The following is a 25004-nucleotide window of genomic DNA, read 5'->3' as shown; positions in this document are numbered from 1 at the left end:
ACCGCAGTCGATGGACCCGACGCACACCCAAGCCCTGCAACAGCTACGCAAGCTGATCCCCATCGGCCTGCGCCATGCCCAGACCCTGCTCGCCCGCTGCGCCAATAATCCGCAGCAAGCCGCCGAGCTCTACAAAGCCGAGCTGTTGCAGGTGCTGGTAGACAAATCCGGCCTGCCCCCCGAGCAAGCACGAGAACACTTGCTCAACGCCGGTTACGACCTGAACTGCGCCCTGCACGCTATAGAAGAAGCGCGCTTCACCCTGACCCAGCGCATCCTGCGCAAGCACCACCGGGACCCGGGCCAGGCCCTGGACCTGATCGCCCAGGCCATCGAAACCGCCGAGCAGCTGCCGCGTCAGTACTGGCTGGATTTGCAACGACTGGAGGCGCTGGCCCCGGCGCTGCGCTGCTTCATGGTGCTCCACGAGTGGCTGGCCTTCGAGGACTGGGAGGGTTTCGACAGCGCCCTGCACTTTCACCTGCCCCAGACCATCGCTCAGTTCAGGCTCCTGCATCTGGACGCCCTGGCGGACACCCTGGAGCAGGCCAATCAGCGCCAGCAGCAGCTACGAGCCGCCCACGCCGGGAGCGAAGGCCCCGTCGAGCTGGCCATGCGCATCAACCAGGACCCGTTCTTCAACCGCTGCCAGGACCACTTCAACCAGCAGCGGCCGCAGCTGGACGAGCGCCTGTACCAGTGGGTGGAGCAACATCTGGAGCAGTTTCCAGCCTGAACAGCCGCTTGGCGTTGGCGCACACGCCGCTGCTCAACACACCCCAGAAGCCGGTAGACTGCCGCCCTCACCGAACACGGACCTCGGATTCAGCCCCCATGGAATTGCACTACCGCATCACCCCCGCCCACACCAAAGCCTGGATTGCCGAACCGCTGAAGCAGGAACTGCTCAAGGGTGATCAGCAGCATGTCCGGGTCATGACCTCATTTGCCCGTTGGCAAAGCCGCTTGATCGGTCCAGTGATGTTCACCCTGTGCCTGATCGGCGGCTGCCTGTCGATCTACTTCCCCGAGCGGACCTTCACCCCGGAGAAGGTCATCGCCATGGTGGCGTTCGCCTTGATCTTCATCCCCCTGTGGTGGCGTTTTTCCGGACGCTGGATCAAGCACCTGCAAGCCCGTATTGCCGCCACCCCGATCAAACCCCAAGCGCCGTTGCGCGGGTTGAGTCAGCGCCTGATCGAAACCCGGTTGCGGGCCGTCGAAGGCACCTATTGCCTGAACTTCGACGACCAGGGCTTCACCCTGCTCAACGCTCGCGGAGGTCAGAGCAGCCTGGCCTGGAAGCAGATCGCAAGCGTGCAGGAAATTCCCGACTTCTACCTCGTGGCGGACGCCGATATGGAGCGTCAAGGCGTGGCCTGCTTCATCGCCAAACACACTGACCTGATGCCCACCGAGGCCTACCAGCAGGGGCTGCAAGCCTTCCTGAACCAATGCCCGGCGGCACTGCCAGCGCACTAACCGCCTCTCTCAACGCCAGCCCCGACGCCCACACACGGAATTTGCATGCACACATCAGCGTCCTCCCCTCGCCCGGCCCGCGCCCTGGCCATGCTCGGCACCGGCCACGCCCTGCCGCAGCGGGTGGTCACCAGTGCCGAGCTGGACCGCCAGCTCGGCCTGGAAACCGGCAGCGTGGCGCGCATCAGCGGAGTGCAGCAGCGCCACGTCGCCGATCCTGCGGACACCGCCGCCAGCCTCGGCGCCAGCGCCGCGCGCCGGGCCCTGCACGCGGCGGGCCTGGAGCTTGGCCAACTGGACCTGATCGTCTGCGCCAGCGGCACCATGGACCAGGGCATGCCCTGCAATGCGGCGCTGCTGCAACGGGAACTGGGCCTGGGCCAGTCAGGCATTCCGGCCATGGACATCAACGCCAGTTGCCTGGGCTTTATTGCCGCCCTGGACACCCTGTCCTGGCCGATCCAGGCCGGGCATTACCGGCGCGTGCTGCTGGTGTGCGCCGACATTGCCTCCTGCGGCCTGGACTGGCAGCAGGTGGAAGTCAGCGGCATCTTCGGTGACGGTGCGGCGGCGGTGGTGCTGGGGGCGGGCAATGCCGGGCAGAATATCCTCGCCTCGCGCCTCAGGACCTACGCCGAGGGCGCCGCGCTGTGCCAGATCCCCGCCGGCGGTTCGCGCTTTCATCCGCGGCGCATCCAGGTGCCGTTCGAGCCCCTGACCAGTTTCACCATGCAGGGCAAAGGCGTGTTCCGCCTCGCGGCCAAGCACCTGCCCGAACTGATGGAAGATTTGCTGCAGCAAGCCGCACTGTCCCTTGCGCAGATCGACTGGATCATCCCCCATCAAGCCAGCCAACAGGCCATGCAGCATGCGGCCAAACGCCTGAGCCTGGGGCCGGAGAAAGTCATCGATATCTTTGCCCAGCATGGCAATCAGGTGGCGGCGTCCCTGCCCACCGCTCTGGATATCGCGGTGCGCGACGGGCGCATTCAACGCGGACAAACCCTGATGCTGATCGGCACCGGCGCGGGCCTGTCCCTCGGCGGCATGATCCTGGAGTTTTGATGAAGATCCTGGTCACCGGCGGCACCGGTTTTATCGGACGGCATCTGGTCTGGAAGCTGGCCGCCGAAGGCTGCGAGGTGCAGTTCAGCGGGCGCAACCCCGAGGCGGCGGCGCAAGTCATTGCCCACAGCCCGGCGCCCGTGCGCTGGCTGCCCCTGGAGCACGGCAGCCCGCTGGCCAAACGCCTGCTGGCCGATGCCAGCCGCGAGCATGACGCCATCGTGCATTGCGCCGCCTTGTCTTCACCCTGGGGTTCGCCCCAGGCCTTCGCCCGGGCCAACCTCGACTCCACCGCCGAGGTGATCCACGCCTGCGGCAAGAACCGCATCCCGCGGCTGGTGCATATCTCCACCCCCAGCCTGTATTTCAACTTCAGTGATCGCCTGGGCATCCGCGAAGACCAGCCACTGCCGCCACCGGTGAACGACTACGCCCGCAGCAAGGCCCAGGCCGAAACCCTGCTGGCAGACGCCAAGCTGCCCGAATGCGTGATCCTGCGCCCCCGGGCGGTGTTCGGCCCCTGGGACGCAACCCTGATGCCGCGCCTGCTGCGGGTGATGCAACGCGGGGCGATTCCGCTGATGCGCGGCGGCCAGGCACAGTTGGACCTGACCTGCGTCGACAATCTGGTGCACGCGGTGTGGCTGGCGCTGACCCGGCCCCTGCCGCGCCCGCTGTGCGTCTACAACCTGAGCAACGGCACACCCCTGGCCTTCAAGGACCTGCTGCAACAGATGGCCGAGCACTTCCGCCTACCCCTGCGCACCCGTCGCCTGCCCTGGCCCCTGGTGCACGGCGTGGCGCGCCTGCTGGAGCTCAAGGCACGGCTGGGCAACGGCGCCGAACCCTTGATCACCCGCTACGGCGCAGGCGTCCTGGCCTTCAGCCAGACCCTGGACATCAGCGCCATCCAGCGCGAGCTGGGCTACCACCCGGTGATCACCCAGGAACAGGGCATTGCCCAGCACGCCCAATGGTGGCTGGCCCAGCAGAGGCAACGAGCATGAGCCGCAGCGTGAGCTTGAAGATCCTCCGGGCCGGCTGGTGCCAGCACCTGGAATGCATGGCCGACCGTGGCGGGCGCCTGGCGCCGGTGCAATTTCCGGCACTGTGCGGGCTGATCCAGCACCCGGAGCACGGCTGGATTTTGTACGACACCGGCTACGCCGAGCACTTCTTCCAGGCAACCCGCGCCCTGCCCGAGCGCCTGTACCGCAGCGCAGTGCCGGTGCAGTTGCCGGTGGTCGAGCAATTGGGCGCGCAGCTGCATGAGCTGGGCATTGGCCCGGGGGATATCCGCCATGTGATCATTTCCCACTTCCACGCCGACCATATCGCCGGGCTGCGGGATTTTGCCAATGCGCGCTTTATCGCCCTGGAAGCCGATTACCGGCATATCGACAGCCTGCGCGGCCAGCGTTGGCGCGCCACCCTTGGCGGCCATCTGCCGGGCTTGCTGCCGGACGACTTCAGCGCCCGCCTGCGCCTGGCCGAAGCCAGCCCCAACTGTGCGCTGCCGGGCTGGATGGCGCCTTTCGAGCAGGGCCTGGACCTGTTCGGCGATGGCAGCCTGATCGGCGTGCCGCTGCCGGGGCACAGCGCCGGCCAGCTGGGCCTGTTCATCCCCGATGCCCAGGGCCGGCCGGTGTTCCTGGTGGCCGACGCCTGCTGGTCGGTGCCGGCCTGCCGCGCCGAGCGCCTGCCCGCTGCACCGGCACTGTGGTTTGCCAGCGCCGACCGTCAGCAGTACGTGCGCACTTACCACGGCCTGGGCCAGCTGATTCGCCGCGAACCGGCGGTGGCGGTGCTGCCGTCCCATTGCACCCAGGCCTGGGAGGCGTTCGCCAATGAACAGTGAGCGCCTGCTGGGCACTCTGCGCAGCATCGGTTCATTCGTGTTCAGCCGCTACGCCCTGCGCTTTCGCCGCCGCGAGCGGCTGGAAGCCTGGCAGGCCCGGCGCCTGCGGCACTTCATGACCAAAGTCCTGCCCCGTGGCCAGCGCTTCAACGGGCTGACCCAAGACGGCCTGCACAACTTGCCGCTCATGGACAAAGCCGCCCTGATGAGCGACTTCGCCGCCTTCAACACTCGCGCCCTGAGCCTGGAACAGGTGTTGCCGGTGGCCCTGCAGGCCGAGCGTTCCCGGGACTTCAGCCCGACCCTGGGGGACATCACCGTGGGCCTGTCCAGCGGCACCTCGGGGGCCCAGGGGGTGTTCCTGGTCAGCAGCGTGGAACGCCAGCGCTGGGCCGGCATCCTGCTGGCGCGCACCCTGCCCCGGGCCCTGCTGCCACGGCTGCTGTGCCCCTGGCTGGCGCCGCTGCGGATCGCCTTCTTCCTGCGGGCCAACAGCCGCCTGTACACCACCCTGGCCAGCCGCCGCATCGACTTCGCCTTTCATGACCTGACCCTGGGCCTGGCCGCGTCCCTGCAACGCCTCAACCAGCAGAACCCGGACGTGCTGGTGGCCCCGGCCACGGTGCTGCGGGGGCTGGCCCAGGCGGCCCTGGCCGGGCAGCTGACGATCCGCCCACAGCACATCCTGTCGGTGGCCGAAGTGCTGGAAAGCACCGACGCCGAGCTGGTCCAGCAAGCCTTCGGGCGCAAGCCGCAGCAGATCTATCAGGCCAGCGAAGGCTTCCTCGGCTACACCTGCGAGGCCGGCACCCTGCACCTGAATGAAAGCCACCTGCACATCGAGCCGCAATGGCTGGACCCTGAGCGCACGCGCTTCCAGCCGATCATCACCGACTTTTCCCGGCGTACGCAGTTGATCGTGCGTTATCGCCTCAACGACATTCTGCGGGTGGCCAGCGCGCCCTGCCCCTGTGGCCGTGCGGAGCGGGCGATTGCCGCGGTGGAAGGCCGGGCCGACGAGATCCTCTGGCTGCCCCGGCTCGACGGCCAGCAACTGGCACCGCTCTACCCTGACGTATTGCGCCGGGCCCTGCTGATGCTGGGGGCGGAACTGGAGGAATACCAGATTCACCAGCGCGGGCTGCTCTGGCAGGCCAACCTGCGTACCTCGGGCGACTACCACGGGCTGTGCCAGCGCTTGAGCGAAGCCCTGGCCGAACTCTGCGCGCAACAAGGGCTGCAGGCGCCGCAGCTGAGCTTCGGCCACTGGCAGGCACCACCGCCACAAACAAAAAGACGCCGTCTGCTGATGCTGCAACTACCCGAGGGACTGCCATGCGTGTATTGATTCTCGGCGCCCGGGCCCCGGCCTGCCTGGAGTGGGCCCGGGCCTTTGGCCAAGCCGGCTGGACGGTGACCGTGGCCGATTCCCTGGCCCAACCCCTGAGCCGTTTCAGCCGCGCCGCCGAGCACTTCGTGCGCCTGCCGGAACCCCGCCACGACCCGGATGCCTGGATCGAGGCCCTGGCCGGGGTCATCCGCCAACAGGCCATCGACCTGCTGCTGCCCACCTGCGAAGAGGTGTTCTACCTGGCCCACGGCCTGGAGCGCCTGCGGCCTTTGTGTCGGGTGTTCACCAGCGACTTCGAGCTGCTGCACCGCCTGCATCACAAGGGCGATTTCGCCGCCATGACCCAGGGCTGGGATGTGGCCGCGCCGCCGACCCGGGTGCTGCATGACCCGGCCGCGTTGCAAGCACTGGCGGCAGAGCACGATGCCCTGGTGTTCAAGCCGGCCTATTCGCGCTTCGCCTCCCAGACCCTGATCCGCCCGAGCCCGGCGCAACTGGCCAAGGTCCAGCCCAGCGCCGAGGCGCCCTGGGTGGCCCAGCAGTTTGTCCCCGGCCAGGAGTACTGCAGCTTCAGCGTGCTGATGGACGGCCAGTTGCGCGCCCACAGCAGCTATCAGCCGCGCTACCGGGTCGGGCGCGGCTCGGGGATCTACTTCCACAGCTGTGCCCCGGCGCCGATCCGTGCGTTTCTGGAACAGTTCGGCCGGGCCACCGGCTACACCGGGCAGGTGGGTTTCGACTTCATCGAAGACCAGCAGGGCCGCTTCCATGTCCTGGAGTGCAACCCCAGGGCCACCAGCGGCGTGCACCTGTTCGACGACCAGCGCGTGCAGTTGGTAGCGGCGCTGGGCAGCGAAGCCGACGCAGCGCTGGAGGCGACCCTGGAACCCCGGATGATCGCCCTGGCCATGCTGCTTCTGGCGGCGCCGCAACGGGCCTTGAGCCGCACGTTCTGGCACGACTACCAACAAGCCCGGGACGTGATCGTCCAGGACGGCGATCGCGGCCCGCTGACCGCCCAGCTGCTGAGCCTGAGCGAGATCATCGGCCGCGCCCTGACCCGCCGTTGCGGGCTGCTGGCCGCCTCCACCGCCGATATCGAGTGGAACGGCCAGCCCCTGGGAGCGCCGCGCCGATGAAACTGTTGCTGTCCGAGCAACTGGCCCTTGAGCCCCCGAGCATTGGCGACAGCCACGCCCGGCAGTACGTGCGCACCTGCGCCGGCGGCGCGCTGATCGGCAATGTCAGCACCGCCCTGGCCCTGCTGGACACCGGCCGCCAGCAGTTCCCGGTGAGCATCAACCACGGCCACGACCCTGTGGATAACTGTTACGTGGTCTCTCCGCAAACCGCCTACAGCGGCTATGCCCGGGAAGAACTGCAGCGCCTGAAACGGCCCTGGCTGGCGTGGCCCTTGAAGCTGCTGACCCAGGGCGTGGACCGGCTACTGAGCGCGGCCAAGGTCGACCGTTTGGTGCAGGTCAATAACTGGCTGCTGTCGACCAACCTCTACCCCGCCGATTGGGATGGTTCGGATTTGCCGGCGATCACCGAACTGCTGCGCCGGCAGTTTCCCGACCACGGCTTTGGCTTTCGCTCGCTCAACGACTTCAGCAACCTCGAACTGCGCAAGCGCCTGCAAGCCCTGGGCTACCTGGCAATTCCCAGCCGTCAGGTGTACCTGTTCGACGGCCGCGAGGGCGAAAATTCAGCCTTCCTGCGCCACCACAACACCCGCCTGGATGCCACCCTGCTGCGCCGCAGCCCTTATACGGTGGTGCCCGGCAGCGAATTGAGCGAAGCCGACTTCCAGCGCATCGAGCAGCTGTACAACCTGCTCTACCTGGACAAATACAGCCGCCTGAACCCCCACTACAGCGCCCAATGGCTGCAACGCGGGCAGGCCGAAGGCTGGCTGGAGGTGCGCGCCCTGCGCAACGCCGAAGGGCGCATTGACGGCGCCCTGGGCTGGTTCGCCAACAGCGCGCTGATCAGCACCCCCATCGTCGGCTACGACACCGCCCTGCCCCAGCGCGCCGGCCTGTACCGGCAACTGACCAGGCTGTGCCTGCAAGAGGCGGTGAACCGCCGTCAGGTGCTCAATTTCAGCTCCGGCGCCGCCGCCTTCAAGCGCCTGCGCGGCGGCCAGCCCGAAATCGAATACAGCCTGATCCACGTCGCCCACCTGCCCTGGTCGCGGCGCCTGGTGTGGCAACTGATGGGCCTGCTGCTGCAACGAATCGGCGTACCGCTGATGAGGAAGCTCAAACTGTGAACAGTCACTCGGGCTGGTGGCCCGTCGCCCTGAGCCGGCAGCTGCACAAGCAGCCCCTGGCCTGCACCCTGCACGGCGTACCGCTGGTGCTGTTTCGCGATGCCGACGGCGCCGCCGCGGTGCTGCCGGACCGTTGCCCTCACCGCTTTGCACCCCTGAGCGCCGGCCGGGTGCGCGACGGGCAGATCCAGTGCCCCTACCACGGCTGGCGCTTCGACCCCCAGGGCCGTTGTACTCAGCTGCCTGGCCAGGAACAGCAGCGTTGCAGCCAGCCCTTGCTACAACCCCTGCACAGCTGTGAAACCCAGGGGCTGGTCTGGGCCAGCCTCGCCAGCGAACGGCCGAGTGCCCCGCCGGTGGCCGCCGCCGAGCAGGCCCAGGCGCTGGATGTGTTCTGGATCAGCGACCGGGTGCAGTGCAGCTTGCAGGACGCCGCGGAGAACTTCCTCGACGGCTTCCACACACATTTCGTGCACGCCGGCTGGATCCGCCACGACCGCCAGCGCCAGCGGATTCGTGCCTGGGTGCATCAGCTGGAAGACGGGGTCGAAGCGCAGTACAGCGAAGAAGGCACCCAATCCGGGCTGATATCCCGGCTGTTCGAAGGCGAACGCGGCCTCAGCATGGGGCGCTTTCGCCTGCCGGGGCTGGCGGAAATCGAATACCGCGACCGCCAGGGCCGGCTCAATCTGCTGGTCAGCGCCTGGCTCAGCCCGGCCGCCGAGGGCGAACTGCGCCTGTTCGCCCGCATCGCCACGGCCCGCGGGCGCCTGCCGGGCTGGCTCAAGCGCGCTGTGCTGCAACCCTTGTTCAAGGTGATCCTCAAGCAGGACCGGCAGATCCTGGAAAAAGTCAGCGCCAACCAGCAGCGCTTTGCCCAGGTGCCGCTGCGCTGGCACCGGCCCACCCCTCTGGACAGCTCGCTGGATCTGCTGGGGCCGTGGATTCGCCAGTTGCTGGAGCAAGGTGAAATGCACGACTTCCAAGAACGCCGAGAGGAATTCTGGCTGTAATCCCGTAGGAGCCGGCTTGCCGGCGAACAGGCCCTCAAGACGGGCGCCGCTCAAACGGGCCCCTTCGCTGGCAAGCCAGCTCCTACGGCTTGGCAGCGATATCAAAGGGATGCTACGGGCCTCTGTTCGCGGGGTTTTGCGGGGCCTCGCAAGAACCGATTCAGCCCCCCGTACAGCCTGCCGTTCCTCGGCTCGACGCGCTATATGCAGACGGCGAGCCCGCGCACCGGTATAGTGCGCCCCCTCTTCACGTGGACAGCCGTCGGTAACGAGGCTCAAACCCACGGGAAACCCGAACTAATAACAACCCGCGAATAGAGAACCGGGACGAACAATCGCCCCACCGCTTTGCCGTGCGTGCAATCAGCGGTGTAACAGAATGTTTCCGTCTGCTCTGCTTTTGCCTACACAAAAAACAGCGAGGAATAATCCATGCTCGAAGTCATCAACGACTTCCTCTCAGGGAAAGTGCTGATCGTGCTCATTGTCGGGCTCGGCAGCTACTTCACGATCCGCTCGCGTTTCGTTCAATTGCGCCACTTCCTCCACATGTTCGCGGTGTTCCGCGACAGCCTGAAAAGCAGCGGCGGCCAGCTCAGCTCGTTCCAGGCGCTGATGCTCAGCCTCGCCGGCCGGGTCGGCGCGGGCAACATTGCAGGCGTCGGCATCGCCGTGACCCTGGGTGGCCCGGGCGCGGTGTTCTGGATGTGGGTGACCGCGCTGGTCGGCATGTCCAGCAGCTTCTTCGAATGCACCCTGGCCCAGGTCTACAAGCGCGCCGACGGCGACGGCCTGTACCGCGGCGGCCCGGCCTACTACATCGAGCACGGCCTGAAGCGCAAAGGCATGGCGGTGGTGTTCTCCATCCTGCTGCTGGTCACCTACGGCTTCGCCTTCATCGGCCTGCAGTCCTACACCGTGACGCACTCGCTGCAGGATGCCTTTGCCTTCGACCCAAGCCACACCGGCATCGTCCTGGCGGTGCTGCTGGCCATTACCTTCATCGGCGGCATCAAGCGCATCGCCGCGGTGTCCGACCTGCTGGTCCCGATCAAGACCCTGGCCTACATCGCCGTGACCCTGTACGTGATCGGCACCCAGATCGAACAAGTGCCGGCCATGCTGGAGACCATCATCAAGAGCGCCTTCGGCCTCGACCCGGCCTTCGGCGGCCTGCTCGGCAGCGCCATCGTCATGGGCGTGAAGCGTGGCGTGTTCGCCAACGAAGCGGGCCTGGGCAGTGCGCCCAACGTCGCCGCCGTGGCCGCCGTGAAGCACCCGGGCGCCCAGGGCGTGGTCCAGGCCTTCAGCGTGTTCCTCGACACCTTCGTGATCTGCACCTGCACCGCGCTGCTGATCCTGCTGTCGGGCTTCTACACCCCGGGCTTCGAAGGCGACGGCATCGTCCTGACCCAGAACTCGCTGGCCGCCGTGGTCGGTGACTGGGGTCGCCTGTTCGTCAGCGTCGCGCTGTCGCTGTTCGTCTTCACCTGCATCCTCTACAACTACTACCTGGGCGAGAACAGCCTGCAGTTCCTCACCCGCAACCGCACCGTGCTGATGCTGTTCCGCGGCCTGGTGCTGGCGCTGGTGGTATGGGGTTCGATGCAGGACCTTTCGACCGTGTTCGCCTTCGCCGACATCACCATGACCTGCCTGGCCTTCGTCAACCTGGTGGCCCTGGCCATGCTGTTCAAGGTCGGCCTGCGCGTGATGCGCGACTACGACGAGCAGCGCCGCGCCGGCGTCGCCCAGCCGGTGTTCGACTCGCGCAAGTTCGCCGATCTGGACCTGGACCTGAAGGCCTGGCCCGCCGAACCTTCGGCCACCGCCGAGGCCGAGCCGCAAGGCGTGCCCGCAGCGCAACGCTGACGGGTGAACGACGGGCGCATCCTCTGCACCCGTCGGTTACAGTGCGATAAATGTGCGAGCGGGCTTGCCCGCTCCCACAGGTACTCACCGTTTCGGAGAATCCCATGACCCCTTCGACCTACCCTGGCGCCCAGCACGTCATGGTGCTCTACACCGGCGGCACCATCGGCATGCAGGCCAGCGCCGACGGCCTGGCCCCGGCCTCGGGTTTCGACGTGCGCATGCGCGCCTACCTCGACAGCCAGCCCAGGCTGGTGCTGCCGGCCTGGCGCTTTCGCGAGATGGCGCCGCTGATCGACAGCGCCAACATGACCCCCGACTACTGGCAGCGCCTGCGTGAAGCGGTGGTCGAAGCCGTGGACCAGGGCTGCGACAGCGTGCTGATCCTCCATGGCACCGATACCCTGGCCTACAGCGCCGCCGCCATGAGCTTCCAGTTGCTGGGCCTGCCGGCGCCCGTGGTGTTCACCGGCTCGATGCTGCCAGCGGGTGTGCCCGACAGCGATGCCTGGGAAAACCTCAGCGGCGCCCTGTCGGCCCTGGGCCAGGGCCTGGCCCCGGGGGTGCACCTGTACTTCCACGGCGAGCTGCTGGCACCGACCCGCTGCGCGAAAATCCGCAGCTTCGGCCGTCACCCGTTCGCCGCCCTGAAGCGCAATGGCGGCGGCGCCAGGGCCGAGGCGATTCCCGCCGGGCTGGATTACCGCCAAGCCAGGCAACTGGCCAAGGTCGGCGTACTGCCGCTGTTCCCCGGCATCGGCGCCGAGCTGCTGGACGGAGTGCTCGACAGCGGCATCCAGGCCCTGGTCCTGGAATGCTTCGGCAGCGGCACCGGCCCCAGCGACAACCCGGCGTTCCTCGCCAGCCTCAAGCGCGCACAGCAGCAAGGCATCGTGGTGCTGGCCGTGACCCAGTGCCATGAAGGTGGTGTGGAGCTGGACATCTACGAAGCCGGCAGCCGCCTGCGCGGCGTGGGCGTGCTGTCCGGTGGCGGCATGACCCGCGAAGCGGCGTTCGGAAAGCTCAATGCGCTGCTCGGCGCCGGGCTGGAAACCGCCGAAGTGCGGCGCCTGGTGGAACTCGACCTGTGTGGCGAGTTGGGCTGAAGCTCGGGAGCCGGTAGCTATGCAGTAGCCACCGGCTCGACGACGAACAGCGGGGGCTGTCAGGTTACTTCTTGACCGAATAATCCTGGCCCCAGACCCGCACCGAACTCGAACTCTCGATCGGCCCCTCAAACACGAACTTTTGCCGCACTGCCGCCTTGGCCGGGATGGTGACTTCGTCCGGGTTGTCGAGGCTGACAGTCAGGTTGTTGGCGTAACCGTCCTGGTCGATCGCCAGCAGGGCGCCGGTCTGCTTGAGGTTGATCAGCCGCAACTGGCTGTCGCTGCTGTTCTTGAAACCCAGGGTGACGTTGAAGCTGTCGCCGACGGCTTCGGTCTTCAATACCTGGACCTCGACGCGGCCTTTCATTTGCTCACGGGAGGAAATGATCGACGCACCGTCGACGCCTTGCGCCGATTGGCGACCATCGAGCACACCTTCGCTGACGCCGCCCAAGAGGTTCTTGCCTGCCGAGATGGCTGACGAGACAGCTGACTTGGCAGAGTCCTTGATGGTGCTTTCGCTGCCTGGCTCAGCCTCGGCCAGGCACAGCGAACTCAGGAGCAAGCCGGACACCAGAAGCAGGGAACGCGCAGGAATGAGGGTCATACATAGTCCTTTATCGGGGTTGCTGCACCGCCACCTCAGGCGGTGAATGGCAGGCAGGTTGCACCAATCAATACGCCAAGTCACTAGCCACACAACGCCGGGAATGCCGCATGTCGCTGGCCGGCAAACCGCAGGCCTGATCGCGGGCGGCATGCAACTTGCTCCGGTTAAGGGTCTTTCCCAGGCTGGAATCTGCGCATGCTGCACTCGCACCTCACCACCCTCAATGCGGTTTCCCTGATCCTCAACACCTTCAAGGACCAGGGCCAGGCCGGCGGCGCGCTGTTGGCCGGCAGCGGTATAAACCCCGCCGACCTGAGCCGCGCCGACACTCGCATCACCACCAACCAGGAAATGCTGGTGTGCGCCAACGCCGTGGCCTTGCAACGGGACATCGGCCTGGAACTGGGCCGGCGCATGCACGTTTCCTCCTACGGCATGCTCGGCTATGCCCTGCTCACCAGTGCCACCTTAGGTGACGCTTTGCGCCTGGCGCTGCGCTATCCGGCGCTGATGGGAACACTTTTCGAACTGAGCCTGGAAACCGACGGTTCGCGCATCTGGCTGACCGCCGCCGACTACCGCGAAAGCCCGGCCCTGGCCGCGTTCAATACCGAGTTCTGCCTGGTGTCGCTGAAGGTCATCTGCGACGACCTGCTGGGCCACGCCCTGCCGCTACTGGGCGCACGCTTCGACTACCCGGCCCCGGACTATCAGCAACGCTACCGCGAGCCTTTCGACTGCCCGCTGCAATTCAACGCCAGCAGCAACGCCTTCGCCTTCGACCAGCGCTGGCTGGACCAGCCCCTGCCCCTGGCGGACGTGATCACCCACCAGGCCATGGCCGAACGCTGCCGCAAGCAGAACACCGAGTTCACCGGGCGCCAGGCCTGGCTGGGGCGCATCCGCCAATTGCTGGCGGCGCAGCTGGACGCCGCACCGGGCCTGGAAGGGCTGGCGGAACAGATGAACTGCTCGGCCCGGACCCTGCGCCGCCACCTGCGGGACCTGGGGTGCAGCTATCAGGAACTGCTGGACGAGCTGCGCTTCGAGCGCGCCAAGCAGATGCTCTGCGAAGACCAGATGCCCATCTACCGCATCGCCGAGGCCCTGGGCTTCAGCGAAACCGCGAGCTTTCGCCATGCTTTCATCCGCTGGAGCGGCGTGGCGCCGAGCCAGTTCCGGCCCTGACAAAAACCCCGGCACAACGCTGGCGATTGCATTACATTGCCGACCTTTCTACCGGCAAGGGACTGCACGCTTGAACCTATTCACAGACGCCATCGGCATTCGCAGGCTTTGCCTGGCACTGGTGCTGCTGGCTGGCGTCCCCGTCGCCCAGGCGTTCGACCTGTCCAAGATCAAATGGTGGGAGATGTCCCGCAGCTTTGTCCTGGATGAGCCGGAAACCGCCATCCTGCAGATCAAGCCGTTCCCCCTGCCCGGCCTTGCGCAAGTGCCGGCGCGGATCGTCCTCAGCCAGTACCGTGGGCTGTTCTATCTCAATGCCTACCAGGACCTGGATTACCAGCAGCGGATCTACAAGTCCGCGCCCCTGCCGCTGCTCAGCCCCGAGGACCTGCGCAACTGCGTGTCGCCGGACAACCCGATCCAGGTCTCGGACAACTGGCCACCGAGCAACACCCTGGACACCGGCATCACCCTGACGCCGCTGGGTTTCGACTGTTCGGTGCCCCCGCAGTGGCAACTCAGCCTGCGCTACCTGCTGATCGACCAGCGCGATCCCCAACACCCGCTGCTGGCCATCAGTCACCGCCAGGACATGACCCAGATGGACTTCACCCCGTTGCAACCCATCAGCGTCGAGACCGGGCAACAATGGTTGCAGGCCTTGCAGAAGTTTCCGCCGTGGTTCCGCGCCTTCGACAGCGGTAGCGGGCCGATCACCCTCAATGCCTACACGCCACCGGCCACGGCGGACAGCGTGTGGAAGCAGTTTCGTGCACTGCATGAACAACTGCGCACAGCCAAGGACAAGGGGCCGGGCATCCGCCAGGTGGAAGACTTCTTCGTCCTCCATGACTATCGCAGCATCGCCATCGACCACAGCGAATACCCGGGCCTGCTCAATGACATCGCCTACTGGACCAGCGAGGCCGGTCAGTTGAACACCGCCCGGAACTGGCTGTTGGAAGTGCTGCGCCGGGATCTGGGCCGCATGCCGACCTACCTCAACCTGGCCGACCTGGACTGGGCCCTGTTCGAGCAACGGCCGTTGGACAACATCCACCAGGGCCGGGCCATCGAGGGTTATCGGCTGTACTGCGGCATGCGCCTGCAACGCCAGATGAGCGTGCCGCCGCGGGTGCTCAAGCGCCTGGGCCTGGAGTCCGCCAACCCGCAGGCGTGCCAGGGCTTCTGGCCGCTGGTGGCCGCCGCGGATGCCGGCGACGAGGCAGAGGTAAGGCGTTTGCTGGCCAGTGGCGTCAGCGGCGAGGTCATGGCCGAGGACGGCCGCAGTGCCCTGCTGCACGCTCTGGATGCGCCGCACCTGGAGATCGCCCGACTGCTGCTGGCCCACGGCGCCCACACCAGCGGCCAGTACCAGTGGAGCACCCTGGCCATGCTGGCCATGCAACGTGACCTCAAGGACAGCCCCGACCTGAACCAGGGCGGGCGCCTGAAATTTCTCCTGCAAGCCGGCGTCGCCATCGACGAGCCGAACAGTCGCGGGCAGACACCGCTGATGAAGCTGGCCGAGCAGGAACGCAACCTCCAGGGCTTCACCTGGTTGCTGCAGCACCCGCAGAACCTCGACCTGCGTACCGTCGACGACGGTGAAACCGCGCTGTACCGCGCCTTCTGGGGCAACAACTACCCGGCCATGAAACTCCTGATAGAGGCCGGCGCCGATCTGAACCTGAGCTATGGCCGCGGCACCTGCGGCAACGAGCCCATGGGCCAGAGCCTGCTGATGCTCGTTGCCGACAAGATTTCCCCGGACCAGCACTCCCCCATCGTGAGCATGCAGGACACCCTGGACATGTTCACCCTACTGCTGGAAAAGGGCGCCGACCCCAACGTCGGCCAGCGCTGCGAGAAAAAGGGCCGGACCCTGCTACTGGAGATCATCGCCCGGAAAAAACGCGACGACATGCTCAAGGTGCTGCAAGGCTTTGCGCCGCCAGCGCCGGCGACGGCGCTTCGTCCTTGAGGCGTGGCGCCGAACCCGCTGCGCCCCTGAAACAAAGCCCGGCACAACAGCGCCGATTGCATTACATTGCCGGGCTTTCTATCGGCAAGGGACTGCAACGTTGAAGCTATTCTCAGGCGCCATCGCCCGGCGCATCGGCATTCGCGGGCTTGGCCTGGCGCTGACACTGCTGGCTGCCACTCCCGTGGCCCAGGCCTTCGACCTGGACCTGGCCTGGTTCAAATGGTCGGGAATGCGCCGCAACTTCGTCCTCGACTACCCGGAAACCGCCACCCTGGAGCTCAAGCCTTTCCCCCTGCCGGGCTTGGCGCGGATGCCGCTGCGGATTGTCCTGAGCCAGTACCGCGGGCTGTTCTACTTCAATGCCTATCAGGACCTGCAGTACCGGCAGCGGGTCTACAAGTCGCCGCCGATGGCTCTGTTCAGCCCTGAAGAGCTGCGGGCCTGTGTGAGCCCGGGCGATGACATCCAGGTCAGCGACATCTGGCCCACGAGCAACAGCCTGGCCCCCGGCATCACCCTGACGCCCCTGAGCTTCCAGTGCAAGGAGCCATCCGAGTGGCAACTTAGCGGGCGCTACCTGCTGATCGACCAGCGCGATCCGCAACACCCGCTGCTGGCCATCAGTCACCGCCAGGACCTTGGCCAGATGGAATTCACCCCGTTGCAACCCATCAGCGAGGAAACCGGGAGGCAGTGGTTGCAGGCCCTGGAGACCTTCCCGCCGTGGTTCCGCCCCTTCACCCAAGGCAGCGGGCCGATCACCGTCAATGCCTTTGTGCCTGCGCCAGCCTCGACCCCGGACAGCCTGTGGAAAGAGTTCCGCGCGCTGCACGAACAACTGCGTACGGCCAAGGACAAACTGCCGGGCATCCGCGAAGTGGAAGACTTCTTCGTCACCCATGACTTTCGCAGCATCGCCACCGAGCGCCGTGAATACGCCGGCCTGCTCAACGACATCGCCTACTGGACCAGCGAAGCCGGGCAGCTGCAAACCGCCCGCCCCTGGCTCAAGGAAGTGCTGCGCCGCGACCCGGGGCGCATGCCGACCTACCTCAACCTGGCGGACCTGGACTGGGCGATCTACCAACAACGCACGCAGGACAACATCCACCAGGGCCGGGCCATAGAAGGTTATCGGGTGTATTGCGGCCTGCGCCTGAAGCGCCAGATGAGCATCCCGCCCCGGGTGCTGCAGCGCTTGGGCTTGAGCGCCGCCAACCCCCGGGACTGCCAGGCCTTCTGGCCGCTGGTGGCCGCCGCGGATGCCGGCGACCTGAGCGAAGTGCAGCGCCTGCTGGCCAGTGGCATCAGCGGCGAGGTCATGGCCGACGATGGCCGCAGCGCCTTGTTGCACGCCCTGGACGCACCGCACCTGGACATCGCCCGGCTGCTGCTGGAGCACGGCGCCCACACCAGCGGCCTGTACAACTGGACCACCCTGGCGACCCTGGCCATGCGCCGCGACCTGGGCGACAGCCCCGACCTGAGCCAGGGCGGGCGCCTGAAGTTCCTCATCGAGGCTGGCGTGGCCATCGACGAACCCGACAGCCAGGGCGTGACGCCACTGATGCAGATGGCCGAGAACAAGCGCAGCCTGCAAGGCTTCAGCTGGCTGCTGCAGTACCCGCAGAACCTCGACCTGCGCAGAACCGACGATGGTGAAACCGCTCTGTACCGGGCGTTCTCGGGCAACAACTACGAGGCCGTGCGACAACTGATAGCCGCTGGCGCCAACCTCAACCTGAGCTACGGCCGTGGCACCTGCTACAACCAGCCCGTCGGCGAGAGCCTGCTGACCCTGGTGGCCGACAAGACCTCCGCCGACGACAAGTCCCCCTACGTCAGCCAGCAGGACACCCTGGAACTGTTCACCCTGCTGCTGGAAAAAGGCGCCGATCCCAATGTCGGCCAGCACTGCGAGAAAAAGGGCTACGCGCTGTTGCTGGAAGCCATCGCCCGGAAAAAACGCGAGGACATGCTCAAGGTGCTGCAGCGCTTCGTTCCCACCCCGCCCGCCAGTTGAACCGGACGGCGCCCCGCAACGGGGCGCCCTGCCTCTTTAAGGGGCGAATTTCGGTCAAACACTTTGGCCAGATCAATCCCCTTTTGGCCGCTCCTGCCGTTCTCCGAAACCCCGCGCCCCGCAAGACTGTGATCCACCGAATCAGCCTGCGGAGAACAAGAAAATGCTGACGATCTACTCGGACGATCACCACCTGCACCACGGCCGTTGTGAACTCATCGACGGGCAATTGATGCCCTGCTTTGAAATGCCTTCCCGGGCCGACCATGTGCTGGACCGGGTGAAGTACCGCAACCTTGGCCCGGTAGAGGCACCCAAGGATTTCGGCCTGGAGCCCATCGAGCGCATCCACAGCCGGGCCTACCTGGACTTCTTCAAGGGCGCCTGGGCGCGCTGGGCGGCACAGGGCATCGACGGCGACCTGCTGCCCTACACCTGGCCGGCGCGTACCCTGCGCAGCGTGATTCCCACCAGCCTCCACGGCCAGCTCGGCTACTACAGCTTCGACGGCGGCGCGCCGATCACCGCCGGCACCTGGCAGGCGGCCTATAGCGCGGCGCAGGTGGCGCTGACCGCCCAGGCCCATATCCAGAATGGCGCCCACAGTGCCTTCGCCCTGTGCCGGCCACCGGGACACCACGCCGCCGGCGACCTGATGGGCGGCTACTGCTACCTGAACAACGCCGCCATCGCTGCCCAGGCGTTCCTCGACCAGGGCCACAGGAAGGTCGCGATCCTCGACGTCGACTACCACCACGGCAACGGCACCCAGTCGATCTTCTATGAGCGCAGCGACGTGCTCTTCACCTCGATCCACGGCCACCCGGAAGCCGAGTTCCCGTTCTTCCTGGGCTATGCCGACGAGTGCGGCGAAGGCGCCGGGGAAGGCTTCAACTTCAACTACCCGCTGGCCGCCGGTAGCGGCTGGGATGCGTGGAGCGCGGCCCTGGAGCAGGCCTGCAACGAAATCCAGCGCTATGACGCCGACATCATCGTGGTGTCCCTGGGCGTGGACACCTTCAAGGACGACCCGATCTCGCAATTCAAACTCGACAGCCCGGACTACCTGGCCATGGGCAAGCGCATCGCCGCCCTCGGCAAGCCGACGCTGTTCGTCATGGAAGGCGGTTATGCGGTTGAGGAAATCGGCATCAACGCCGTCAACGTTCTCGAAGGCTTCCAAAGCGCCCAGTGAGGGATTCGCATCATGCAAAGACTCAAACGCTTAATGATCCCCGCCCTGTGCGCCAGCCTGCTGGGGACCGCCGCCCACGCCGAAGAACGCACCCTGCGGGTGTACAACTGGTTCGACTACATCACCCCCAAGGCCCTGGAAGATTTCAAGGCCCAGAACAGCCAGGTGAAGCTGGTCTACGACATCTTCGACACCAACGAAGCCCTGGAAGCCAAGCTGCTGACCGGCAACTCCGGCTATGACGTGGTGGTGCCGTCCAACGTGTTCCTGGCCAAGCAGATCGAGGCCGGGGTGTTCCAGCCCCTGGACCGCAGCAAGCTGCCCAACTGGAACCACCTGGACCCCAAGCTGATGAAGCTGATCGAGGCCAACGACCCGGGCAACAAGTTCGCCGTGCCCTACATGTACGGCACCATCCTGATCGGCTTCAACCCGGACAAGATCAAGGCCGCCCTGGGGGACAAGGCGCCGGTGGACAGCTGGGACCTGATCTTCAAGGAAGAGAACATCAGCAAGCTCAAGCAGTGCGGCGTGGCCCTGCTGGATTCGCCGTCGGAAATCCTGCCCCTGGCCTTGCAGCACCTGGGCCTGGACCCCAACAGCAAGAAACCGGCGGACTACGAGAAGGCTGAAGCGCTGCTGATGAAGATCCGGCCGTACATCACCTACTTCCACTCGTCCAAGTACATGGCCGACATCGCCAATGGCGATATCTGCGTGGCCGTGGGCTATTCGGGGAGCTTCTCCCAGGCCGCCAACCGCGCCAAGGAAGCCAAGAACGGCGTGACCGTGGACATGCGTCTGCCCAAGGAAGGCGCGCCGATCTGGTTCGACATGCTGGCGGTCCCCAAGGGCGCGAAGAACCCGGAAGATGCCTACACCTTCATCAACTACCTGCTGCAACCCCAGGTGATTGCCCCGGTCAGCGACTTTGTCGGTTATCCCAACCCGAACAAGGACGCGACCGGACTGGTAGACCCTTCGATCCGCAACAACCCCAACCTGTATCCGACAGAAGCGGCCATGAGCACCCTGTACACGCTGCAGCCGTTGCCCCGTGATGCAGAGCGGGCGCGGACCCGGGCCTGGACCAAGATCAAGTCCGGGACCTGATCCGGCGCAAGCACACGGGCGGTGTTCTGGTGGGCGGCGACCGACGAGGACGCGGCGGGTGATAGACCGCGTCGCCGCTGTTCGCCGGCAAGCCGGCTCCTACACAGTGGCGTTTAGCAGCCGGTGAGGCCTTGGGGGCTGCGTTCTTCGGCGAAGAACCAGGGCCGCAGGCGCACGCCCACGCCGTTGCCGATGAAGGCCGCCACCAGCCACAGCCAGCCATGCAGGCTGCCGGAGGCGATGCCGCTGAAGTAGGCGCCGATGTTGCAGCCGTAGGCCAGGCGCGAACCGTAGCCCAGCAGCAGGCCGCCGATTACCGCCGCTACCAGGGAACGGGTGGGGATTCTCAGGTTGGGGGCAAAACGTCCCGCCAACCCTGCCGCCAGCAAGGCACCCAGGACGATGCCGATGTCCATGACGCTGGTGATGTCCTGCCACACCGGTGCCGCCAGCGCCTTGGCATTCGCCGCGCCCTGCCAGAACACCCAGCTGCCTACGTCCGCCCCCAGCCCGCTGGCGACCTTGGCGCCCCACAGGGCGAACGCCGAGGTAATGCCCCATGGGCGCCCCGCCAGGGCCAGGGTGGCAAAGTTCAGCAGAGCCAGGGCTACCGCGCCCCAGACCAGCGGCCAGGGGCCGCGCAGCAGCCGGCGCCAGCCCTGGTGCTCGCTGGCGACCGGAGCTTCAAGGCTGCCATGACGGCGCTTTTCCAGGGTCAGGGTGAGCACCGCGATCAGCGCGAACAGGCACAGGCTCAGACCCAGCGCCGGGCCTACACCAAAACTCTGGACGATAGAGATTGGCGGCAGCGACGGCAGCGCAAACCACCAGTCGACGTGATGGGTGGCGATCAGCGAACCGCAAATGAAGAACGTCAGGGTCACCAGCATCCGCGCATTGCCGCCGCCAACGGTGAACAGGGTGCCCGAGGCGCAACCGCCGCCCAACTGCATGCCGATGCCGAAGATGAAGGCACCGAAGATCACCGAGACGCCGGCCGGCGCCACCAGCCCCACCACCGGCTGGCCGAACAGGCTGCCCGCCCCCAGCGCGGGGAAGAACAGCAGTACCGCCAGGGCCAGCATGACCATCTGCGCTCGCAGGCCGGCGCCACGCCGGTCGCGGATGAACACCCGCCAGGCCGAGGTGAAGCCGAAGGCCGCGTGGTACAGAGTCAGCCCCAGGGCAGCGCCCAGCAGCAACAGCAGCACCTGGCGGGCACCCACCTGGGCTTGCAGGAACAGAGCACCGGCCACCAGCAGCAGCAAGGCGAACAGCGGGGCGCCGAACTTGCGTTCAGGCGCCAGGGAGAGGGTCTGGCTCATGGGGGTTCTCGCGCGGGAAATGCTCGCGAGTATACCGCGTCAGGCCCGCCAGGCCTGGCGCAAACGGCTTACCGCAGCCTGTATATCGGCTTCCGGCACAGCCGCGAAGCCCAGCACCAGCCCGGCCCGCTGGTCCTCGGGCAAGGTGGTTTGCGGCAGCCAGTAGCTGCTCAGGCCGGCGACCTCGACCTCCACACTGGCGGCCTGGGCCAACAGTTCCTGTTCCCGCGCCAGGCTGTCGACCCGCACCGTCAGGTGCAGCCCCGCCGCCACGCCGGGCAGCGGCCCAACGCCGCCGATCGCCTGTGGCCAGGCCGCCAGCAAGGTGTTGCGCCGGCTCAGGGCCGCCCGGCGCATGCGCCGGATATGCCGCTGGAAGTGCCCGGCGGCCATGAACTCGGCCATCACCGCCTGGGTACTGACCTCGGAATGGCGCACGTCCACCGCCCGGCGCTGGGCGAAGGCCTGGACCAGGGTCGGCGGCAGCACCAGGTAGCCCAGGCGCAGGGCCGGAAAGGCGACCTTGCCGAAGGTCCCGACGTAGATCACCCGGCCCTGGCGGTCCAACGCCGCCAGGGGGGCCAGGGGCGCACCGCTGTAGCGGTACTCGCCGTCGTAGTCGTCCTCGATGATCCAGCCCTGGCTGCGTTCGGCCCAGGCCAGCAGCTCCAGGCGCCGGGCCAGGCTCATGATCACCCCGGTGGGGTACTGGTGGGACGGCGTGACATAGGCCAGGCGGCAGCTGTCCAGCTGCTCCAGCTGGCGGCAGTCGATGCCCTCCTGGTCCACCGCCACGCCCTGCAACTGCGCACCCGCCAGGGCGAAGGCATGCCCCGCGGCGCGGTAGCCGGGGTTTTCCACAGCCACCTTGTCGCCGGGCTCCACCAGCAGCTGTGCACAAAGGCTGATGCCCTGCTGCGCGCCACTGGTGATCACAATTTGTTCAGCCGTGCAGTTCAGGCCCCGAGCGCTGCGCAGGTAGGCGGCGATCAGGCTGCGCAGCCGCGGATCGCCCGCCGAGTCGCCGTAGCACAATTGCCCGAGGTCGGGCCTGCGCCAGAAAGCCGCATTCAGCTTGGCCCAGACCTCGAACGGGAACAGATCGAAGGCTGGCACGCCAACCCGAAAAGCCCGTGGCGGCCCCTTGGGCGGGGTACTCAAATGATGGGTTTGCAGGCGCTGCCAGCCGCTGCTGTGGATAACTTTACTGGATAAATCACCAGCCATTTCTGCCTGTTTTGTGGATAACCCTGTGGGTAAGCCTGTTGAAAACGCTGTGGATAGTTTTGTGGATAGTTTTTTGATCGGCAATCGGGTTTCCGGCAATTGCGCCACATAGGTGCCGTCACCGACCCGCCCTTCAATAAAACCCTCGGCGTACAGCTGGTCATAGGCCCGCACCACGCTGTTGCGGGAAATCCCCAGGGCGGCGGCCAGGTCGCGGCTGGCAGGCAGGCGCGTACCACTGGCCAGGCGCCCGTCCAGCACCCGCTGTCGCAAGGCCTGGTACAGCTGGCGACTGAGGCCCTGGCGGCGGTCCAGCTCGATGCCGGCCGGATTGAAGGACAACGGGGGTACGGCACTGTTCATCGAGGTTCACCCGGGCAATTGGACCTAAAAAATAGACCAGAGATGGCTCTTACAACGAACCATTAGCCTGCCTAGGATGCAGCCACTCGCCAAGGATTTTTTTACATGTACCTACCCCGCGCTTTCGTCGATGAAGACCTCGCCCGCCTGCAGCAACTGATCCTGGGCAGCCGCCTGGCGACCCTGGTGACCTGGGGCGCCCTGGGCCTGCAGGCCAGCCACCTGCCCCTGCTGCTGGACCCCGGACAGGGGGCCAATGGCACCCTCTACGGGCACCTGGCCAAGGCCAACCCGCAATGCGCCGAGCTGGCCGCTGGCGCCGAGGCGCTGGTGATCTTCACGGGCGAGGATGCCTACGTCAGCCCCTCGTTCTATCCAAGCAAGGCCGAGCACGGCAAAGTGGTGCCGACCTGGAACTACGTGGCAGTGCACGCCTATGGCCAGCCTGAGGTATTCAGCGACCCGGAGCGGCTGCTCAAGGTGGTGGGGGGCCTGACCGAGCGTCACGAAGCCGGCCGCCCCCAACCCTGGCAAGTGACAGATGCCCCCGCCGACTACCTGGAGGGCATGCTCCGGGCAATCGTCGGCTTTGCCTTGCCGATCCAGCGGCTGGAAGGCAAGCGCAAGCTCAGCCAGAACCGCAGCGCCGAGGATATCGCCGGGGTGCGCGAAGGCCTCGCGGCCAGCGCCGACCTGCGCGACCAACAACTGTCCCGACTGATGAGCTAGGTTTTCGTCCAGAACAATAAAGGAGCTTTCATGCGCCAGATCCAGATCCGCCCCGTTACCGCCGCCGACCACAGCGCCTGGCTGCCCCTGTGGCAGGCCTACCTGCGCTTCTACGAAACCGAGCTGGCGGATGCCGTGACCCAGAGCACCTGGCAGCGCTTTCTCGACCCCAGCGAACCCACCAACGCGGCCCTGGCCTGGGACGGCGAGCGCGCCGTGGGCCTGGTGCATTTCATCTACCACCGCTCCAACTGGAGCATCGAGAATTCCTGCTACCTGCAGGACCTGCTGGTGACCCCGGACCAACGCGGGACCGGCGTGGGCCGCCAGCTGATCGAGTTCGTCTACGCCCAGGCCAAGCAGGACGGCTGTGCCAAGGTGCATTGGCTGACCCACGAAACCAATGCCACGGCCATCCAGTTGTATGAGCGCATCGCCGAGCGCCCGGGTTTCATCCAGTTCCGCAAACCCCTCTGAGTTGCCAAGGAGCCACTGCATGTCGATTTCACTCGCCGATTGGAAAGGCGTTCCCGCCCCCTCGGCCACCCTGCTTGATGGGCGCTTCATCCGTTTGGAAAGGCTCGACCCGGCGCGCCATGGCGACGATCTGTTCCAGGTGCTGCAAGGCCCGGGCGCCGATCCGGTGCTGTGGAACTACCTGCCTTACGGCCCCTTCCCCGAGCGCGCGGCGTTCGATGCCTGGCTCAGTGGCCATGCCGCCGCCAGCGACCCGTATTTCTTTACCGTGATCGACCGCGCCAGCGGCCAGGCCCAGGGCATCATCAGCCTGATGTCCATCGTCCCGGCCCAGGGCCGCATCGAGATCGGCCACGTGACCTTCGGCTCCCCCATGCAGCGTTCGCCAAAGAGCACGGAAGCGGTGTACCTGCTGGCCAAGGAAGCTTTCGCCCTGGGTTACCGGCGGCTGGAGTGGAAGTGCAACAACGCCAATGAGCGCTCGCGCTATGCCGCACAGCGCTTGGGTTTCAGCTTCGAAGGGGTGTTTCGCCAGCACATGGTGGCCAAGGGACAGAACCGCGATACCGCGTGGTTCTCGATCCTGGACGGGGAATGGCCGGCAATCGCCAGGGGCTTCGAGCAGTGGCTCAGCGATGAAAACCAGAGCGGCTCGGGGCAGCTCAAGTCGCTGGCGGAGTGTCGCGGCTAAGCGGGATTTTCGCCGGCAAGCCGGCTCCTACAGGCCTGTGTAGGAGCCGGC

General features: G+C 66.3%; 22 protein-coding genes. 19 read left to right on the top strand and 3 right to left on the bottom strand.

The window, feature by feature from the left end; translation table 11 throughout:
- Nucleotides 1–10: 10 nt before the first annotated feature.
- The 11 genes from AC1RMG_RS22015 (at nucleotide 11) to AC1RMG_RS21965 (ending at nucleotide 12022) form a co-directional block, all read left to right on the top strand.
- Nucleotides 11–736, top strand: a complete 726-nt coding sequence (locus AC1RMG_RS22015) for a hypothetical protein (RefSeq protein WP_493170297.1) — start codon at nucleotides 11–13, stop codon at nucleotides 734–736.
- Nucleotides 737–834: 98 nt separating this feature from the next.
- On the top strand, nucleotides 835–1482 hold the full coding sequence (locus tag AC1RMG_RS22010) for a hypothetical protein (protein WP_311166579.1): 648 nt from the start codon (nucleotides 835–837) through the stop codon (nucleotides 1480–1482).
- A gap of 45 nt (nucleotides 1483–1527) precedes the next feature.
- Complete coding sequence (locus AC1RMG_RS22005; protein ID WP_493170295.1) at nucleotides 1528–2547, top strand: beta-ketoacyl-ACP synthase 3; 1020 nt, start codon at nucleotides 1528–1530, stop codon at nucleotides 2545–2547.
- Nucleotides 2547–3554, top strand: a complete 1008-nt coding sequence (locus AC1RMG_RS22000) for an NAD-dependent epimerase/dehydratase family protein (RefSeq protein ID WP_065365013.1) — start codon at nucleotides 2547–2549, stop codon at nucleotides 3552–3554. The genes AC1RMG_RS22005 and AC1RMG_RS22000 overlap by 1 nt, the downstream gene beginning before the upstream one ends.
- A complete protein-coding gene (locus AC1RMG_RS21995; RefSeq protein WP_123577240.1) occupies nucleotides 3551–4405 on the top strand; it encodes an MBL fold metallo-hydrolase in 855 nt (284 codons plus the stop codon). The genes AC1RMG_RS22000 and AC1RMG_RS21995 overlap by 4 nt, the downstream gene beginning before the upstream one ends.
- Nucleotides 4395–5753, top strand: coding sequence for a F390 synthetase-related protein (locus AC1RMG_RS21990; RefSeq protein WP_493170292.1), 1359 nt, complete (start codon nucleotides 4395–4397; stop codon nucleotides 5751–5753). The genes AC1RMG_RS21995 and AC1RMG_RS21990 overlap by 11 nt, the downstream gene beginning before the upstream one ends.
- Nucleotides 5741–6895: an ATP-grasp domain-containing protein gene (locus AC1RMG_RS21985; RefSeq protein WP_493170290.1), complete on the top strand. Its 1155-nt coding sequence runs from the start codon at nucleotides 5741–5743 to the stop codon at nucleotides 6893–6895. Before AC1RMG_RS21990 ends, AC1RMG_RS21985 begins: the two co-directional genes overlap by 13 nt.
- Nucleotides 6892–8031: a hypothetical protein gene (locus AC1RMG_RS21980; protein ID WP_493170288.1), complete on the top strand. Its 1140-nt coding sequence runs from the start codon at nucleotides 6892–6894 to the stop codon at nucleotides 8029–8031. Before AC1RMG_RS21985 ends, AC1RMG_RS21980 begins: the two co-directional genes overlap by 4 nt.
- Nucleotides 8028–9044, top strand: coding sequence for a Rieske 2Fe-2S domain-containing protein (locus AC1RMG_RS21975; RefSeq protein ID WP_493170287.1), 1017 nt, complete (start codon nucleotides 8028–8030; stop codon nucleotides 9042–9044). Before AC1RMG_RS21980 ends, AC1RMG_RS21975 begins: the two co-directional genes overlap by 4 nt.
- Nucleotides 9045–9476: 432 nt before the next feature.
- Nucleotides 9477–10916, top strand: a complete 1440-nt coding sequence (locus tag AC1RMG_RS21970; protein ID WP_011064304.1) for an alanine/glycine:cation symporter family protein — start codon at nucleotides 9477–9479, stop codon at nucleotides 10914–10916.
- A gap of 104 nt (nucleotides 10917–11020) precedes the next feature.
- Nucleotides 11021–12022, top strand: a complete 1002-nt coding sequence (locus AC1RMG_RS21965) for an asparaginase (protein ID WP_493170285.1) — start codon at nucleotides 11021–11023, stop codon at nucleotides 12020–12022.
- Nucleotides 12023–12086: 64 nt separating this feature from the next.
- Here AC1RMG_RS21965 and AC1RMG_RS21960 read toward each other — a convergent pair whose 3' ends face one another.
- Complete coding sequence (locus AC1RMG_RS21960) at nucleotides 12087–12632, bottom strand: hypothetical protein (RefSeq protein WP_026020147.1); 546 nt, start codon at nucleotides 12630–12632, stop codon at nucleotides 12087–12089.
- Between the two features lie 198 nt (nucleotides 12633–12830).
- Between AC1RMG_RS21960 and AC1RMG_RS21955 the strand changes: the two genes are divergently transcribed.
- The 5 genes from AC1RMG_RS21955 to AC1RMG_RS21935 all read left to right on the top strand — a co-directional run bounded on the left by AC1RMG_RS21955 (nucleotide 12831) and on the right by AC1RMG_RS21935 (nucleotide 20141).
- On the top strand, nucleotides 12831–13823 hold the full coding sequence (locus tag AC1RMG_RS21955; protein WP_015637519.1) for an AraC family transcriptional regulator: 993 nt from the start codon (nucleotides 12831–12833) through the stop codon (nucleotides 13821–13823).
- 70 nt (nucleotides 13824–13893) lie between these two features.
- The gene (locus tag AC1RMG_RS21950) at nucleotides 13894–15807 is read left to right on the top strand and encodes an ankyrin repeat domain-containing protein (protein WP_493170283.1); all 1914 of its coding nucleotides are present in this window, start codon (nucleotides 13894–13896) and stop codon (nucleotides 15805–15807) included.
- 100 nt (nucleotides 15808–15907) lie between these two features.
- Nucleotides 15908–17833, top strand: coding sequence for an ankyrin repeat domain-containing protein (locus AC1RMG_RS21945; protein WP_493170281.1), 1926 nt, complete (start codon nucleotides 15908–15910; stop codon nucleotides 17831–17833).
- A 163-nt stretch (nucleotides 17834–17996) separates the two neighbouring features.
- Entirely contained in the window at nucleotides 17997–19028 is a 1032-nt protein-coding gene (locus AC1RMG_RS21940; RefSeq protein WP_493170280.1) for a histone deacetylase family protein, read from the top strand.
- Nucleotides 19029–19040: 12 nt separating this feature from the next.
- Nucleotides 19041–20141, top strand: a complete 1101-nt coding sequence (locus AC1RMG_RS21935; RefSeq protein ID WP_047290070.1) for a polyamine ABC transporter substrate-binding protein — start codon at nucleotides 19041–19043, stop codon at nucleotides 20139–20141.
- A 113-nt stretch (nucleotides 20142–20254) separates the two neighbouring features.
- Here AC1RMG_RS21935 and AC1RMG_RS21930 read toward each other — a convergent pair whose 3' ends face one another.
- Complete coding sequence (locus AC1RMG_RS21930; RefSeq protein WP_493170278.1) at nucleotides 20255–21466, bottom strand: YeeE/YedE family protein; 1212 nt, start codon at nucleotides 21464–21466, stop codon at nucleotides 20255–20257.
- Between the two features lie 39 nt (nucleotides 21467–21505).
- A complete protein-coding gene (gene pdxR, locus AC1RMG_RS21925) occupies nucleotides 21506–23056 on the bottom strand; it encodes a MocR-like pyridoxine biosynthesis transcription factor PdxR (protein ID WP_493170276.1) in 1551 nt (516 codons plus the stop codon).
- A gap of 105 nt (nucleotides 23057–23161) precedes the next feature.
- On the opposite strand from pdxR, the gene AC1RMG_RS21920 reads away from it, so the two are divergent.
- Genes AC1RMG_RS21920 through AC1RMG_RS21910 form a run of 3 tightly spaced genes read left to right on the top strand, consistent with a single transcriptional unit; the run spans nucleotide 23162 to nucleotide 24953 of the window.
- Complete coding sequence (locus AC1RMG_RS21920) at nucleotides 23162–23785, top strand: FMN-binding negative transcriptional regulator (protein WP_015637526.1); 624 nt, start codon at nucleotides 23162–23164, stop codon at nucleotides 23783–23785.
- Between the two features lie 30 nt (nucleotides 23786–23815).
- Nucleotides 23816–24262: a GNAT family N-acetyltransferase gene (locus AC1RMG_RS21915; protein WP_065365003.1), complete on the top strand. Its 447-nt coding sequence runs from the start codon at nucleotides 23816–23818 to the stop codon at nucleotides 24260–24262.
- A 19-nt stretch (nucleotides 24263–24281) separates the two neighbouring features.
- Complete coding sequence (locus AC1RMG_RS21910; protein WP_125062477.1) at nucleotides 24282–24953, top strand: GNAT family N-acetyltransferase; 672 nt, start codon at nucleotides 24282–24284, stop codon at nucleotides 24951–24953.
- Nucleotides 24954–25004: the final 51 nt, after the last annotated feature.

It is taken from the genome of Pseudomonas sp. GW822-FHT04H02, from assembly GCF_058800645.1.
Note: the sequence above shows the minus strand (reverse complement) of the source record. Positions and strands in the feature narration are given on the sequence as shown.

Coding starts and splice junctions, on each gene's coding strand:
- AC1RMG_RS22005 (WP_493170295.1), top strand. CDS start 1,528: ATGCACACATCAGCGTCCTCCCCTCGCCCGGCCCGCGCCCTGGCCATG.
- AC1RMG_RS21940 (WP_493170280.1), top strand. CDS start 17,997: ATGCTGACGATCTACTCGGACGATCACCACCTGCACCACGGCCGTTGT.
- AC1RMG_RS21910 (WP_125062477.1), top strand. CDS start 24,282: ATGTCGATTTCACTCGCCGATTGGAAAGGCGTTCCCGCCCCCTCGGCC.
- AC1RMG_RS21920 (WP_015637526.1), top strand. CDS start 23,162: ATGTACCTACCCCGCGCTTTCGTCGATGAAGACCTCGCCCGCCTGCAG.
- pdxR (WP_493170276.1), bottom strand. CDS start 23,056: ATGAACAGTGCCGTACCCCCGTTGTCCTTCAATCCGGCCGGCATCGAG.
- AC1RMG_RS21990 (WP_493170292.1), top strand. CDS start 4,395: ATGAACAGTGAGCGCCTGCTGGGCACTCTGCGCAGCATCGGTTCATTC.
- AC1RMG_RS22010 (WP_311166579.1), top strand. CDS start 835: ATGGAATTGCACTACCGCATCACCCCCGCCCACACCAAAGCCTGGATT.
- AC1RMG_RS22015 (WP_493170297.1), top strand. CDS start 11: ATGGACCCGACGCACACCCAAGCCCTGCAACAGCTACGCAAGCTGATC.
- AC1RMG_RS22000 (WP_065365013.1), top strand. CDS start 2,547: ATGAAGATCCTGGTCACCGGCGGCACCGGTTTTATCGGACGGCATCTG.
- AC1RMG_RS21970 (WP_011064304.1), top strand. CDS start 9,477: ATGCTCGAAGTCATCAACGACTTCCTCTCAGGGAAAGTGCTGATCGTG.
- AC1RMG_RS21995 (WP_123577240.1), top strand. CDS start 3,551: ATGAGCCGCAGCGTGAGCTTGAAGATCCTCCGGGCCGGCTGGTGCCAG.
- AC1RMG_RS21960 (WP_026020147.1), bottom strand. CDS start 12,632: ATGACCCTCATTCCTGCGCGTTCCCTGCTTCTGGTGTCCGGCTTGCTC.
- AC1RMG_RS21965 (WP_493170285.1), top strand. CDS start 11,021: ATGACCCCTTCGACCTACCCTGGCGCCCAGCACGTCATGGTGCTCTAC.
- AC1RMG_RS21930 (WP_493170278.1), bottom strand. CDS start 21,466: ATGAGCCAGACCCTCTCCCTGGCGCCTGAACGCAAGTTCGGCGCCCCG.
- AC1RMG_RS21980 (WP_493170288.1), top strand. CDS start 6,892: ATGAAACTGTTGCTGTCCGAGCAACTGGCCCTTGAGCCCCCGAGCATT.
- AC1RMG_RS21915 (WP_065365003.1), top strand. CDS start 23,816: ATGCGCCAGATCCAGATCCGCCCCGTTACCGCCGCCGACCACAGCGCC.
- AC1RMG_RS21985 (WP_493170290.1), top strand. CDS start 5,741: ATGCGTGTATTGATTCTCGGCGCCCGGGCCCCGGCCTGCCTGGAGTGG.
- AC1RMG_RS21955 (WP_015637519.1), top strand. CDS start 12,831: ATGCTGCACTCGCACCTCACCACCCTCAATGCGGTTTCCCTGATCCTC.
- AC1RMG_RS21935 (WP_047290070.1), top strand. CDS start 19,041: ATGCAAAGACTCAAACGCTTAATGATCCCCGCCCTGTGCGCCAGCCTG.